This is a genomic window from Streptomyces sp. NPDC107454, assembly GCF_055582885.1.
On the sequence record NZ_JBVJPA010000014.1, the window covers coordinates 145095 to 159472 of the forward strand.

Sequence of the window (14378 nt, forward strand, 5' to 3'; positions counted from 1 at the left end):
CGGTCGACCCCGGAACGGGCGGGGCGTCACGCCGTGGAAACGGCCAGTGGCCTGTCGGATGGCCGCCGCGGGCCCGCGCTCCGGCGTACTTGACGATTGGCCCTCCGGCACGAGGTTGAAAATCTGTTGTTTCAAAAAATTAGCGGCTAGGGTGACTCCGGGCTTTCGCACAGATCCACCGCCCGCAAGCCCGAGGAACAAAGGATCGACATGATCGCCAACGCCAACCCGATCATCCCCGGCTTCCACCCGGACCCGGCGGTCTGCCGGGCCGGTGAGGACTACTACCTGGTGACCGCCTCCTTCGAGTGCTTCCCGGGAGCCCCGATCTTCCACAGCCGGGACCTCGTGCGGTGGGCACGGATCGGCAACGTCCTGGACAGGCCGAGTCAGTTGCACCTGCGTCTGGGCCGGGAGGGGCCAGCGCCGGCATCTACGGGCCCACCATCCGTCAACACGGCGGGGTGTTCTGCATGGTGACCACGAACCGGGACGACGTGATGAAGGGACACCCCATCGTTCGAGCGAGCGACCCCAGTGGTGAGTGGAGCGACCCCGTGTACACGTCAGGGGCGATCGGCATCGACCCGGACCTGGCCTGGGACGAGGACGGTACGTGCTACCTGACCTGGTCGATCCCGCAGGGCGTCGCTCAGGCCACCGTGGATCCGGCGACGGGCAAGGTGCTGTCCGAACCGCGTGTCATCTGGGGCGGCACCGGCCTCGCCCACACCGAGAGCCCGCATCTGATCCGGCGCGGCGCCTATTGGTACCTCGTGGTGGCCGAGGGCGGTACGGGCCCGGGGCGCGGTGTGTGTGACGCACGGTCCACCGCGCCGTCCGGTCCGTGGGAGCCGCATCCGGCGAACCCGGTCCTCTCGCATCGCAGCACTGATCACCCGGTGCAGAACGCTGGTCACGGCGACCTGGTCGAACTGCCTGACGGCTCCTGGGCGAAGGTGCGCCTGGGAGTGCGCCCGCGCGGGTCCTACCCCGTATCCCACGTCAACGGGCGCGAGCCCTTCCTCACCAGAGTGGACAAGGTGGACGACTGGCCGGTAATCGTCGAGGACCGGTACTCCGTCCCGGAGTCGCCGACCGCCTTCACCGACCACTCCGGCTCACGGCAGCTTGATCCGCGGTGGACCGCACCCGGCGTCCGCCCCCGTTCCTTCGGCCACTCCACACCCGGGCCGAGGACTGCGCATGGCGGCCGCCCGCCCGCCCGCCGCGCGGGACGCCGAACGCCTCTGGCCGTCCGGACCCGCGACGCCTCCTGGACCGCGCCGGCGACCCTGCCGCAGGGAGACGTGGTCCTGGTCGTACGGATCGACGACGCGCACCGGGTCGCAGTGGAACGCCGCGGCGCCACCCTCAGCATCCGCGTGGTGATCGGCCCCCTCGACCAGATCCTGGCCACCGCCGACGGCATCACGGCAGACCGTCCGCTCGCCTTGCGCGCCATCGCCAACACCGAGCAGTGCAGCTTTGCCGAGGGACCGGACGAGATCCACCTGGGCCACCTGGCCGACACCGAGTTCCACACGCTCGCCAGGATCGACGGACGCTACGTCTCGACCGAGGTCGCCGGAGGCTTCACCGGCCGGGTCGTCGGCGTCGAGGCGCTCGGTACGGACGCGCTCCTCACTCGCCTCGCCTACGAGCCGCCACCTGTTTCCCCCACCGCGTCCTGACACCTACAAGGAGAGTGACGTGACGCAACTCAAGAATCTGCCCGACTCCCCACGGCTGTACCACGGTCCCGACATCTCCAGTTCGGTGTTCTGGGACCAGACCTTCGACGAGCGCGAGCGGACCTTCTCCCGGCTGCGGGCGGACGGCGGCGTCACCTGGCACGAGCCGATGGACGGAGGTCATCCTGCCGAGACAGGCTTCTGGGCCGTGACCCGCCACGAGGACATCGTGTCCGTCAGCCGGAACCACGAGGTCTTCTCCTCGGCTGAGGGGGTCAGCGTCAGCCCCCTGTCCAAGGAGCTCCAGCAGACGACCTCCTTCTTCCTCGTCATGGACCCGCCCGACCACATGGCCTACCGGCGGCTGATCAGCGCGGCCTTCACGCCGAAGCAGATCGCGCGCATTCAGTCCCAGATCGAAGCCGACGCGCGGGACGTCGTCGACCGGCTGGTCGGGGCGGGCACGATCGACTTCGTCGCGTCGTGCTCGGCCCAGCTGCCCATGCGGACCGTCTCCGACATGATCGGTATCGCCCCGCAGGACCGGGATGCGGTCCGCATGGCCGCCGAGGTGTTGTTCGCGGGTCCCACTGAGGAGGATCTGGCCGCGGGTATCGACGGCATGGCCCTGGTGGAGCGCCAGGTCGAGGTGCTGCGCGAGGCGGCGATCGAGATCGCCCAGGACCGGCGGCGTCGGCCCAAGGACGATCTGATGACGAACATCGTGCAGGCCGAGGTCGACGGCCGGCGGCTTACCGACGAGCAGATCGGGGCCTTCATGGTCATGCTGTCCACCGCGGGCAACGACACCACGAAGCAGACCACCTCGCTCACCATGCTGGCCCTGTCCAGGAACCCCGAGCAGAAGCGGTGGCTCATGGCGGACTGGCCCGGGCGCATCGGCACGGCGGTCGAGGAGTTCTTGCGCCACGCCTCGCCGGTCATGAACTTCGCCCGTGTCGCCAAGGTCGACACCGAGATCCGCGGGACCACCATCCGGGCCGGTGAGAAGGTGGGTCTCTTCTACTGCTCGGGCAACCGCGACGAGTCCGTCTTCGACCGGCCCGGAGACTTCGATCTCTCCAGGTCTGCGAACCCGCATGTCGCATTCGGTGGTGGCGGCATCCACTACTGCCTCGGCCACATGGTCGCCAAGACCCAACTGAAGGCGCTTTTCCGCGAACTGCTCACCCGCGTGCCCGACATCGAGGTGGGAGAGCCCGAGTGGCTTCCGCACCGGTTCGTCCACGGCATCAAACGACTGCCGGCCCATGTCCGCTGACTGTCCCGGTGTCGGCCCGGTCCGTGGGGCCGGGGCCGACGACCGGGGAGTGCCGATGCCTGCCGGCCCCCTGAACGCACGGTCGAGGGTGGTTCGAGGTCAAGAACGGTCGTGCAAGTGAGCGGCAAACGAAAACCACGGGGTCCTTACCGCAAGAGCGCCGAACGCCGGGAGCAGATCCTCGAGGCCGCCTACGAAGCTGTCGACGAGTACGGTGAGCGTGCCTCCCTGCAGGACATCGCCGACCGGGTCGGAGTGACGCAACCGGCGCTGACCTACTACTTCCCCACGCGCGGCGACCTGCTGCTCGCCGTCCTGGAAAGGCGTGACGTCGTGGGCAGGCAGGCCGGTCACGCTGCGCAAGCCGTCGGAAGCATGTCGGACAACATGGCGGCGAGTGCCCGCCACACCACGGACCACCCCGGCCTCGCCAAGCTGTATGTCACGCTGTCGGCCGCGGCCACCGATCCGGAAAGCCCCGCGCACACCTATTTCACCGGGCGCTATCGCAACCTTGCTGCGGAGACTGCCAAAGAACTGGCGACGCTGCAGCACAGCGGCGTGTTCAGCGCCGACGAAACGGCGGAGAACCTGGCGCGGGTGATCATCGCGGTGCTCGACGGACTGCAGATCCAGTGGATGCACGACCCGTCGGTGGACGTCGTCGCGGTCGTGGAGTCGTTCACCCGGATCTTCGTGACCGCTACAGCCGGTCCCGGCGTGGGGGCGGAAGCGACCGAGTAGCCGTTCGTGCACACGCGTCAGCGGGGCGGTTCGCGGTGCTGATCACCTGGCCGTCGGCACCGGTGCGTTCGCCCGCGCCGGGTCGACAGCGGCGTACAAGACGTCGGTGGGCCCGGCCATTCCTTATGAAAGAGAGCAACTTATGGGCAGTATCCAGGGAATTCACTGACCGTGGCGTCGTGGTCACCGGTGCCGGTGCCGGTGCCGGTGCCGGTATCGGTCGGGCGACCGCGCTTGCGTTCGCCGAGCGGGCTGCGAAGGTGGTGGTGGCCGATCTGAACGCGGAGAGCGCCGCTGCCGTGGTCGAGGAGATCGAGGCGGCGGGTGGCACGGCGCTCGCGGTGATCGGCGATCTGAGCGAGCAGAGGGTTGTCGACCAGGTCGTCGAGGCCTCGGTGAAAACGTTCGGCGGCATCGACGTCCTGGTCAACAACGCCGGGATCATGGACAGCATGTCCGCGCTCGCCGACGTGAACGACGCCGAGTGGGAGCGGCTCCTGCGGATCAACCTGACGGCGCCGTTCCAGCTGACGCGGGCCGTGTTGCCGCACATGCTGGCGGCGGGCCGCGGGTCGATCGTGTTCACGGCTTCCGGAGGCGTCGTTGCGCGGCTCGGCGGCCGGGGCGGTGTACACCGTCAGCAAGCACGGGGTTGTGGGCCTGACGAAGTCGCTGGCGGTGATGTATCGGAACAAGGGGATCCGGACGAACGCGATCACGTCGGGGGGCACGGTGACCAATATTCAGGTGACGGCGGATCCGGAGGCGTTGGGTCCGCAGGTGCTGGGCTCGTATCCGGGTCATGTCGGTCATCCTGCGGCTGCGGACACGCAGGCCGCGGCGATCGTGTTCCTGGCCTCCGACGCGGCCAGCAACATCAATGGTGCTGTCCTCCCGGTCGACAACGGCTGGGGTGCCGTCTGAGCCGAGCCGAACGGACGGCAACCATCGCCCCGCACCTCAGGAGAGGCCATGCCCCTCGACCCTTTCCTCGCTGAGAAACACACCTTCCCGCGGGTCTGACCGACGGGGAGACAACGGCGTCATCCCCGCCCTCGTCGCCAGGGAGGCGCCCGATGTCGATCGGCTGGGCCTCGTGGGAAAATATCCAGCGGCGCCGGGGGACTCGGCGACTTCCTTCAGCTGGGAGCTGACGAACACGGCGCACGCCTGAAGAGTCGCTCGGACCAGGGCTTCCTTGGCCTTGAAGCAGTGGCATCGACGAAGTAGCGGTGGATCGACGCCTTGGAGAGGTCGACCTGGTCGGCGATCTCGTCGAGATTGGTGTCGTGGTATCCGCGCTCGGTGACCCTACGTGCGGTGAGCAGCATGATCTCGTTCACCTTGCATGGCGTCGTCTCCCGCGCCGGGTGCTCGTCTCGATGTCAGGATGCTCCAGCCAAGAGCCCGGCGTGGGGACGCCCGCTGGGGGAGACCTCCTGAATCCGTTCCCGAGGTCGAGAATCGCGTAGGACGCCAGGCCTGGGCTTGCGCATCCGGACGATGCGGAAGCCCAGGAGGGCGGGTCACCTCGGGTGACAGGAACTACTGTGGACGACAGCAAGGGGCGTCCGGCCCCGACGGCGGCTCAGCCCGCGCGTTCCTGCAGTGACGGGTCGCTGGATGCGCCTGCTCAAGAGAAGGCAGGAGGCGACGTGGCAGCTGGGGACGCTGGACGAGGAACCCGTGCCGACCACCACGAGTCGGCGCGGTTGCGTCTCCTGGCCTCGGCCCACGACAGGATGTCGGGCGTTGAGACACTGACTCTCGCACTTCAGCAGGCGACGGCCGGCATCGGGGGCCTGGCGGGTCTTGTGCACCGGCGCGACCCCGGATCGGGTCTGCTGCGCCTCGTCGCCGTCGACGGGCTCGCACCGGCCGGCGCCACGCCGTGGACCGAGATCCCGCCGGACGGGGACGCGGCACCAGCACGTGCGGTGCGTGAGGGTGCCTACGTCTGGGTGGCGGGGGACGGGGCCGGGCTCGGAGCCTCCGGCATGGCCGCGGCCCCCTTGCCGGGACCCGAAGGCCCCGTCGGTGCGTTGTCGGTGCTCACCGCGGAGTCCGGGGGACCCGATGATGCCCGGCAGGACTTTCTCCGCTCGGTGGTGGCATGGGCCGTGGGACGCCTGGGGGGAATCTCCGACACCGGCACGGTCATCCCTCTCGAGGAGCCGACCGGCGGCGCCCCCCTGAAGACCCCGCCCACCACGGTCCTCGACACTCTCCACGGGATGAGCGACGGATTTCTGGTCGTCGACGACGACTGGCGGATCACCTTTGTCAACGCTGAGGCGGAGCGACTCCTCGGCGCCGGGCACCGTCTGCTCGGGAGCAACCTCTGGGACGCTCCCGGTAGCCGAGTGCAGGGGCTGGAAGTCCAGTGCCGTCGGGCAGCCGCCGAGGGAGAACCGGTTATGGCCGAGCTTCGCCTGCCGGGCGACCAGCGGCTGTACCAGGTACGGCTCGTACCCGTGAAGGGCAGCGGTCTCGCGGCCTCCTTCGTGGGCGTCAACGATCGTCGGCCGCGGACGGCTGGAGGCGCGACGGCCGAGCGGATCCCGGCCGAGCGGACCTCCCGGATGGGTGAACTGACCGCGGCCCTCGCCGAAGCCGTGACGTCGAGAGACGTGGTCCGGGCGATGGCGCTGCACGTTCTGCCGCCCTTCGGTGCCGATGGCCTGATCGTGGAGGCGGTCGAGGGCGAGCGAGTGCACGTGGTCGACGCCGTCGGGTACTCGAGGGAGTTCCTCAGTGGTATCGACGCGATTCCGCTCTCCGCCAATACGACGATCACCGATGTGTTGCGCAACCGTACTCCTCGGTTCGTGGAATCCATCGCCGACTTCACCAGGCTCTACCCGGACCTGGGCGAGCTTCTCGCCATGTCAACCAAGCAGGCCTGGGCGTTCCTCCCCCTCATCGCCTCCGGGCGTGCCGTCGGCGGCTGCGTCATTTCCTTCGCCCGGCCTCGCACCTTCAGCGAGGCGGAACGCGCCCTGCTGACGGCACTCAGCGGCCTGGTCGCGCAGGCTCTGGAGCGGGCCCGCCTGTACGACGCGGAACACACCCGCGCCCGTGGACTCCAGCGAGGCCTGCTCCCCAGGACGCTCCCTTCCCCACCGGCCGTGTCCGCGGCTGCCCGCTATCTGCCCGCGGGTCGGGGCGAGGAGGTGGGAGGGGACTGGTACGACGTGATCCCGCTCTCCGCCGACCGGGTTGCCCTGGTCATCGGAGACGTGATGGGTCACGGTGTCACGGAGGCCGTCACCATGGGGCGGCTGCGCACCGCGGTCCGCACGCTCGCCGACCTCGAACTCGAACCGGACGAACTGCTTGGTCATCTCAACGAGATCGTCGGCGACCTGGGCCACGACTACTACGCCACGTGCGCGTACGGCGTCTTCGACCCGGTCGCCCGCACCTGCACGCTCACGCTGGCTGGTCATCCGGCACCTGTCATCGTCCATCCCGACGGCACGGTCCACTGCCCGGAATTGGCAGTCGATCCACCGTTGGGCGCTGCCGTACCCCCGTTCGACGTGCACGAGCTGCCCCTGCCCGACGAGACTCTGCTCGTGTTCTGTACGGACGGGCTGCTCGAATCCGCCACGCGGGACATCGACGAAGGACTCGTCCAACTCCGGCAGACCCTCGCACGGCACGTGGCGGGCGCCTCGTACTTCCCGGCCGGAGACCGGGACCTGGGAGCGGGCCGGCTCGACGACCTGTGCGACACGGTCGTCTCGGCCCTGCTGCCCGATCGCGAGCAGACCAAGGACGACGCGGCCCTGCTCATCGTGCACGCCCGGTGCACCCCCGCCACCGACATCGCCTCGTGCGGTCTCCCGGAGGACCCCCGGGCCGCCGGACAAGCGCGGGAGTACGTCCGCAGGCAGCTCGCCGCCTGGGGACTGGACGATCTCGCCGTGACCACCGAGCTGCTGGTGAGCGAGCTGGTCGGCAATGTCGTACGGCACGCCAAGGGCCCCATCCGGCTCCGCCTGTTGCGCAGCCGGTCACTGGTCTGCGAGGTCTACGACGGCAGCCTCACCACCCCGCGCATCCGGCGCGCAGGCTTCACCGACGAAGGTGGCCGGGGCCTGCAACTGGTGGCTGCCCTTTCGCAGCGCTGGGGCACCCGTTTCCTCGCCGACGGCAAGTGCATCTGGACCGAGCAGGACCTGCCGCCGGCCCATCACGTGCCCTGATGAACCACATCGGAGATTCCTGCCGGTCCCGTATATGAGCGGCATGTCACTGATACGACGTCAGCGCGCCGACGACCGGGGCGGAAGGCGAGTTCCGCGGCAGGCGTCGCTGCCGGGGCGACCGGATCGATCGGCGGCCTGGCCTGTTCTCACCGTGCGGCTATCCCTCGTCGCCGTCCCCGGCATCGTCACGCTGGTGCCGGACGGGGACTGACGAGCCGCAGGCGGCCAGCGCCGTGAACCCGTTCACAGCAGGCGCCGTGAGCAAGGACGGCTCCACCGCCTACGCCACCGTGAACTACAAGGTGAAGGCCGCCGACCTCGCCAAGGCCGACATGGCCGCCCTCGAAAAGGCCATCGACGAGGCCCGTGCCTCCGGCTTCACGGTCTTGCCTCCCGGCCCGCGGCGGGCGGTTCGTCCGAGGCTATCGGCGTCGCCCTGGCCGCTGTCGTCCTGCTGATCACCTTCGGATCCCTCGCGGCCGTCGGCCTGCCGCTGCTCACCGCCGTCATCGGTGCCGGGGTCGGCATGGCCACCGTCATGGCCCTCGGCAGCGTCTTCGGCCTGTCCCTGACCACCGGGACGCTCGCCCCGATGGCTGGACCGGCGGTCGGCATCGACTACGCCCTCTTCGTGGTCTCCCGCTACCGCGAGGAATGGGCCAAGGGCCACGCTCCGCACGAGGCAGCCGGTCTCGCCGTCGGCACGGTTGGCTCCGCCGTGGTCTTCGCAGGCCGCACGGTCGTTGTCGCGCTCGCCGGCCTGGCGGTGGTCGACGTGCCGATGCTGACGAAGAGGTGATCGGACCCGCGAGGACACGGGCGTCCGACCGGCACCAGGCGCGGCCGCGGTGAACTGGCGGGGCCGGGGCCGCCGCACGCTCTAGGCGAGGGACCGCCGTACAAGATCTTCTCCACCGGGACCGGCAAGAGAATCCGGCGGTCGGCTCCACGCACGCGATGTGGCCGCCGGCGTCGGCGGCCCATGCCTCGGCTCGTTCCGTCTCGCGAGCGGCGCCTGCCACGGTGGGACGCCCGACGCCGTCCGGAACCAGACGCCACGGCATGTGACGAGGAGGCTGGTCGTAGAAATTTTTGAATGATAGATTTTCGCGGACGCGCCGGCGATCTTCGAGTGGTGTCGATCGTCCGAGATGTCGTTGCCAGCGCCCGATCCCGCGTCGTTCAGCCACCTCCTACATCGACTGAGAGAACCTCATGGCCGCTTCCAACGAGCTGACAGTCCCTTCCGGCGGGGCGTCCGAGCAGTACACCGTGGGCATCGACTTCGGGACGCTGTCCGGCCGGGCCGTCGTGGTCAGGGTTCGGGACGGACAGGAGATGGGCTCGGCCGTACACGACTACGCGCACGGCGTGATCGACGAGCGTCTCCCCGGCGGTGACGCCCCGCTGCCGCCCGACTGGGCCCTCCAGCATCCGGAGGACTGGCGCGAGGTCCTGCGCACCGCCGTACCCGCGGCGCTTGCGCAGGCGGGCGTCCCCGTGTCCCAGGTGGTCGGCCTCGCCACGGACTTCACGGCGTGCACAGTGCTGCCCACGCATGCGGACGGGACCCCGCTCGCCCTGACACCGGAGTTCGCGGGCCGCCCGCACGCCTGGCCGAAACTGTGGAAGCACCACTCTGCCCAGGGCCAGGCCGACCGCATCAACGACCTCGCCCACGAGCGGAAGGAGGCGTGGATCCACCGCTACGGCGGAAGGATCTCCGCCGAGTGGCAGTATGCGAAGGCACTCCAGGTCCTTGAGGAAGACCCCGAGGTGTACGGCGCCTGCCTCCGCTGGATCGAGGCCGCCGACTGGATCGTGTGGCAGCTCACCGGCGAGGAGTCCCGCAACACCTGCACCGCCGGCTACAAGGGCATTCACCAGGAAGGCTCCTACCCCTCCGAGGAGTACCTCGGCGCGCTCCACCCCGACTTCGCCGATTTCGCCCGCACTCGTCTCGAACACCCCCTGGCCCCCCTCGGTAGCCGAGTGGGCTCACTCACCGCCGAGGCGGCGGCCTGGACCGGACTGCCGAAGGGCATCGCCGTGGCCGCGGGCAACGTCGACGCACACGTCGCCGCGCCGGCCGCGCAGGCAGTGGAGAGCGGCCAGCTGCTCGCCATCATGGGAACCTCGACCTGTCACGTCCTCAACGGCGACCGGCTCGCCGACGTGCCCGGCATCTGCGGCGTCGTCGACGGCGGCATCATCGACGGCGCGTACGGCTACGAGGCCGGCCAGAGCGCGGTCGGCGACATCTTCGCCTGGTGGCTGCGCCAGGGAGTGCCCGCCGACTACCTGGCCGAGGCGGAGGCGAACGGTGAGGACCTGCACAGCCTTCTCACCAGGAAGTCCGCGGGGCAGCCGGTGGGTGCGCACGGACTGGTCGCCCTCGACTGGATGAACGGCAACAGGTCCGTCCTGGTGGACCATCACCTCTCGGGTGTGCTCGTCGGCCTCACTCTGGACACCCGGCCGGAGGACGTCTACCGCGCCCTGCTCGAAGCCACCGCCTTCGGTACCCGCGTCATCGTAGAAGCGTTCGAGAGCAGTGGGGTGCCCGTCACGGAATTCGTCGTCGCGGGTGGTCTGAAGAAGAACGCGCTGCTCATGCAGATCTACGCCGATGTCCTCCACCGCCCCGTGTCCTTGGCCGAGTCGGAACAGGGTCCCGCGCTGGGCGCCGCCATCCACGCGGCCGTCGCCGCCGGCAGCCATCCGGACGTACGCGCCGCGGCGGCCGCCATGGGGAAGGTCCGTCGGCACGCCTACCTGCCCGACCCGGATCGCGCGCGGGCGTACGACAGTCTCTTCGCCGTCTACCGGGACCTGCACGACCACTTCGGGACGGGCAGCGAACGCCTCCTGCACCGCCTGCGGCACCAGCGCAACGCGGCCCGGACCTCGGCCGCCTCCGCGGGCAGCCCTCCTCGCCGGGCCTGACGCACCAGTCCCGCGTCCTCGACGCCCGTCGCGGCCACCGAACTATCAGCAAGGAGTACCACCACATGTCTGCCCAGCCCGAGCGCGAGATCTGGTTCCTCACCGGCAGCCAGAGCTTGTACGGCGACGACACCTTGGCGCAGGTGGCCGAGCAGTCGCAGGAGATCTGCGCCGCCCTGGCCGAGCGGCTGGGCGTGGGCGCCCGCGTCGTGTGGAAGCCCGTGCTCACCGACGCCGCCGCCATCCGCCGCATCTGCCTCGACGCCAACGCGTCGGACGCCTGTGTCGGCCTGATCGCGTGGATGCACACGTTCTCACCGGCCAAGATGTGGATCTCCGGCCTCGACGTGCTCGGCAAGCCGCTCCTGCACCTGCACACCCAGGCCAACCGCCGACTGCCCTGGTCCAGCATCGACATGGACTTCATGAACCTGAACCAGGCCGCCCACGGTGACCGCGAGTTCGGTTTCGTCCAGACCCGTCTCGGGGTCGCGCGCAAGACGGTGGCGGGACACGTCTCCGATCCCGAGGTCGGCCGTCGCGTCGACGCCTGGGCACGGGCGGCGTGCGGCCGGGCGGAGTTGGCCTCGCTCCGGCTCGCACGGTTCGGGGACAACATGAGGGACGTTGCCGTCACCGAGGGCGACAAGGTGGAGGCCCAACTGCGCCTCGGCGTGTCGGTCAACACGTACGGCGTCAACGACCTCGTGGCGGTCGTCGACGAGGTGGACGACGCCTCGGTCACCGCATTGACGAAGGAGTACGAGGAGCTGTACCGCCTTACGCCCGAGCTGCGTTTCGGCGGAGAGCGCCACGACTCCCTGCGCTACGCAGCGCGGATCGAGGCCGGTCTGCGTCTCTTCCTCGCGGACGGCGGGTTCCGTGCCTTCACCACCAACTTCGAGGACCTCGGGGGCCTGCGGCAGCTGCCCGGTCTGGCGGTGCAGCGGCTGATGGCCGACGGGTACGGATTCGGCGGTGAGGGCGACTGGAAGACCTCGCTACTGCTGCGCACGCTCAAGGCGGCGGCTGAGGGGCTGCCCGGTGGCACCTCCTTCATGGAGGACTACACCTACCACCTGGTGCCCGGCGAGGAACTGATCCTGGGCGCGCACATGCTCGAGGTCTGTCCGTCCATCGCCGCGGAGACGCCGTCCTGCGAGATCCACCCGCTCGGCATCGGCGGCCGTGAGGATCCTGTCCGTCTTGTCTTCGACGCCGAACCGGGCCCGGCCGTCGTCGTCGGTCTCGCGGACATGGGCGACCGGTTCCGCCTGGTGGCCAACACGATCGATGTCGTCGCACCCCCGGAGCCGCTTCCGCGGCTGCCCGTCGCCAGGGCCGTCTGGCAGCCGCATCCGGACCTGAGGACCTCCACGGAGGCGTGGCTGACGGCCGGCGCACCCCACCACACCGTCCTCAGCTCCGCCCTGGGCATGGAGGAACTCGAGGACCTGGCGGAGATGCTGCACATCGAGCTGGCAGTCATCGACGCCGGCACCACGACGCGCCGGTTCACCCGTGAACTGCGCTGGGGCCAGGCCTACCACCGTCTCGCCCAGGGCCTGTGAACCCCCGGCCGACCGCCGTTCCCCGACTCGGACAGGAAGACACCGCATGAGCACCGTCGGCGCAAGCGCACCAGGCAGCACGGTTCCCGGCCAGTTGCGCCGCGAGGTGCTGGAGGCGAATCTCCGCATTCCACAGGCTGGTCTGGCCACGCTGACCTGGGGCAACGTCAGCGGTGTCGACCGTGACGCGGGTGTGTTCGTCATCAAGCCGTCAGGGGTTCCCTACGACGAACTCGCCGAGAAGCACCTGGTGGTGGTCGCTCTCGCGGACGGCCGGGTCGTCGAGGGCGACCTGCGTCCGTCGACCGACACGGAGACGCACCGCAGCCTGTACCTGGCCTTCCCGTCCATCGGGGGCATCACCCATACCCACTCCACCCACGCGGTCGCCTTTGCGCAGGGTCGCCGGTCCATTCCCGTCCTGGGGACCACTCACGCCGACACCTTCAACGGTCCCATCCCGGTCACTGCGGACCTCACGCCCGAACAGTGCGCGCGCGACTACGAGTTCAACACCGGTCAAGTGATCGTCGACCTCCTGGAGGCCAGTGACCGGCGCGCCGCCGAAGTGCCCGGAGCGCTGGTGTCGTGCCACGGTCCCTTCACCTGGGGGGCGACGGCCATGAAGTCTCTGGAACACGCGATCGTGTGCGAGGCGGTGGCAGAGATGGCGATGCACACGCTCGCGCTAGGGGGCGAAGCACCGCCGCAGCACCTGCTCGACCGCCACTACACCCGCAAGCACGGGCCCGACGCCTACTACGGCAACCCGGCCATGGGATGAGACCGGGAGCGACCGAGACGGTTCAGATCGAAGGAAACGCAGGTGAACGCATGGTGACGGGGAACGAGTCACCGACACGGAGCTGGTGCGCCCGGCTGGTCGCACCGGGAGCGTGGCGGGTCGAGAGCCGGGCCGTCCCGCGGCCCGGCCCGGGCGAGGTCCTGGTGGCGGTGCACACCGTCGCACTCTCCGGATCCGGCCACGGACTCTCCGGAGCCGACCATGGTCGGCTGGGTGGCACGAAGACCCCCGGATGCCTCCTTCACCCGCTGTGGGAAGACGGTTGGGCCGGCCAGGTGGTGGCGGCAGGCCCCGGGGCGAGCGCACGGCTGGTCGGGCGCAAGACGGTGGCGCGAACCAGCCCCCTGATCCCGGCGGAGGGTGACTGCGGTCTCGAACGGGCGGGCACCGACCCGACCGTGTGCTGCGCTGCGCGCCACGAGAACTCGGCGGTGTTGAGGGGGCACCTGGCCGTCCCCCAGGAGGATCTCCATCTCCTGCCGGACGACACCGATCTGCGGGCCGCCGCCCTGGTGGGCCCCGCTGCCTCGGCCGCCGCGGCGTTCGCGGCGGCTGCGCCGAAGCCGTGGGAACGAGTCGCGGTCCTGGGGGCGGGCGTACGTGGGCTGCTGCTGGTCCAGATGCTCGCCGCGGTCTCCCCGGCCGAACTCGTCGTGGTCGACCCCGGCTCCGAACGAGGCGCGCGCGCTGTCACTTTGGGAGCGACGAAGCACTGCGCGACCCTGGACGCCGCGCGGGTCGAGGGCGCCTTCGACATCGTGGTGGACACGACGGGGAGCGCCGACGCCCCGCAGGCGTCCTGCCTTCTCGCCGCGGCCGAGGCCCGGGTCGTGTTCACCCGCGCCTTCCCGCCCGGGACAGTGCTGGACCGGGTGCAGTTGTCCCTGCGCCGGCTGACCCTTCACACCGCCTCCGTGGCCTCCCCGGCCGCGTGGAACACGGCTGTACGGACCCTCGACGAGGGCATTGTCGATCCGCGTCCGCTCATCACGCTCGAGACGTCACTGACCGACGGCGCCCTGTTCGCGAGGGACGACGTCGATTCGTTGGTGACCGTGCTGCTGAGCCCGTGAGCGTGCATTCGCTTCGCGACCGCCCCGCGACGCGGGCGGGAGGCCGGGG

General features: G+C 69.8%; 10 protein-coding genes and 2 pseudogenes. 11 read left to right on the forward strand and 1 reads right to left on the reverse strand.

Translation table 11 applies throughout. The features are described 5' to 3' along the window. Positions 1-210 precede the first annotated feature (210 nt). The 5 genes and pseudogenes from ACZ69M_RS33590 to ACZ69M_RS33610 all read left to right on the forward strand — a co-directional run bounded on the left by ACZ69M_RS33590 (position 211) and on the right by ACZ69M_RS33610 (position 4644). On the forward strand, positions 211-480 hold the full coding sequence (locus tag ACZ69M_RS33590; protein ID WP_470055808.1) for a family 43 glycosylhydrolase: 270 nt from the start codon (positions 211-213) through the stop codon (positions 478-480). Then, positions 474-1694 (forward strand): family 43 glycosylhydrolase, encoded by a 1221-nt coding sequence (locus tag ACZ69M_RS33595; protein WP_470055809.1) that lies wholly within the window; start codon positions 474-476, stop codon positions 1692-1694. The genes ACZ69M_RS33590 and ACZ69M_RS33595 overlap by 7 nt, the downstream gene beginning before the upstream one ends. A 19-nt stretch (positions 1695-1713) precedes the next feature. Next, the gene (locus ACZ69M_RS33600) at positions 1714-2976 is read left to right on the forward strand and encodes a cytochrome P450 (RefSeq protein WP_470055811.1); all 1263 of its coding nucleotides are present in this window, start codon (positions 1714-1716) and stop codon (positions 2974-2976) included. Between the two features lie 117 nt (positions 2977-3093). Further along, the gene (locus tag ACZ69M_RS33605) at positions 3094-3720 is read left to right on the forward strand and encodes a TetR/AcrR family transcriptional regulator (RefSeq protein WP_470055813.1); all 627 of its coding nucleotides are present in this window, start codon (positions 3094-3096) and stop codon (positions 3718-3720) included. A gap of 125 nt (positions 3721-3845) precedes the next feature. Further along, positions 3846-4644 (forward strand): annotated as a pseudogene (locus tag ACZ69M_RS33610) (SDR family NAD(P)-dependent oxidoreductase). A 215-nt stretch (positions 4645-4859) separates the two neighbouring features. Here the strand turns inward: ACZ69M_RS33610 and ACZ69M_RS33615 are convergent. Then, positions 4860-5063, reverse strand: a complete 204-nt coding sequence (locus tag ACZ69M_RS33615; protein WP_470055815.1) for a helix-turn-helix domain-containing protein — start codon at positions 5061-5063, stop codon at positions 4860-4862. A 312-nt stretch (positions 5064-5375) separates the two neighbouring features. Here ACZ69M_RS33615 and ACZ69M_RS33620 point away from each other — a divergent pair, with 312 nt between their 5' ends. The 6 genes and pseudogenes from ACZ69M_RS33620 to ACZ69M_RS33645 all read left to right on the forward strand — a co-directional run bounded on the left by ACZ69M_RS33620 (position 5376) and on the right by ACZ69M_RS33645 (position 14329). Beyond that, entirely contained in the window at positions 5376-7931 is a 2556-nt protein-coding gene (locus tag ACZ69M_RS33620) for an ATP-binding SpoIIE family protein phosphatase (RefSeq protein WP_470055817.1), read from the forward strand. Between the two features lie 212 nt (positions 7932-8143). Then, a pseudogene (locus tag ACZ69M_RS33625) lies at positions 8144-8727 on the forward strand (MMPL family transporter); the annotation flags it as partial. Between the two features lie 422 nt (positions 8728-9149). Next, the gene (locus tag ACZ69M_RS33630) at positions 9150-10880 is read left to right on the forward strand and encodes a ribulokinase (RefSeq protein WP_470055819.1); all 1731 of its coding nucleotides are present in this window, start codon (positions 9150-9152) and stop codon (positions 10878-10880) included. A gap of 65 nt (positions 10881-10945) precedes the next feature. After that, positions 10946-12451: an L-arabinose isomerase gene (gene araA / locus ACZ69M_RS33635; protein WP_470055821.1), complete on the forward strand. Its 1506-nt coding sequence runs from the start codon at positions 10946-10948 to the stop codon at positions 12449-12451. Positions 12452-12497: 46 nt separating this feature from the next. After that, a complete protein-coding gene (gene araD, locus ACZ69M_RS33640; RefSeq protein ID WP_470055823.1) occupies positions 12498-13235 on the forward strand; it encodes an L-ribulose-5-phosphate 4-epimerase AraD in 738 nt (245 codons plus the stop codon). A 50-nt stretch (positions 13236-13285) separates the two neighbouring features. Continuing rightward, complete coding sequence (locus tag ACZ69M_RS33645; RefSeq protein WP_470055825.1) at positions 13286-14329, forward strand: dehydrogenase; 1044 nt, start codon at positions 13286-13288, stop codon at positions 14327-14329. Positions 14330-14378 lie beyond the last annotated feature (49 nt).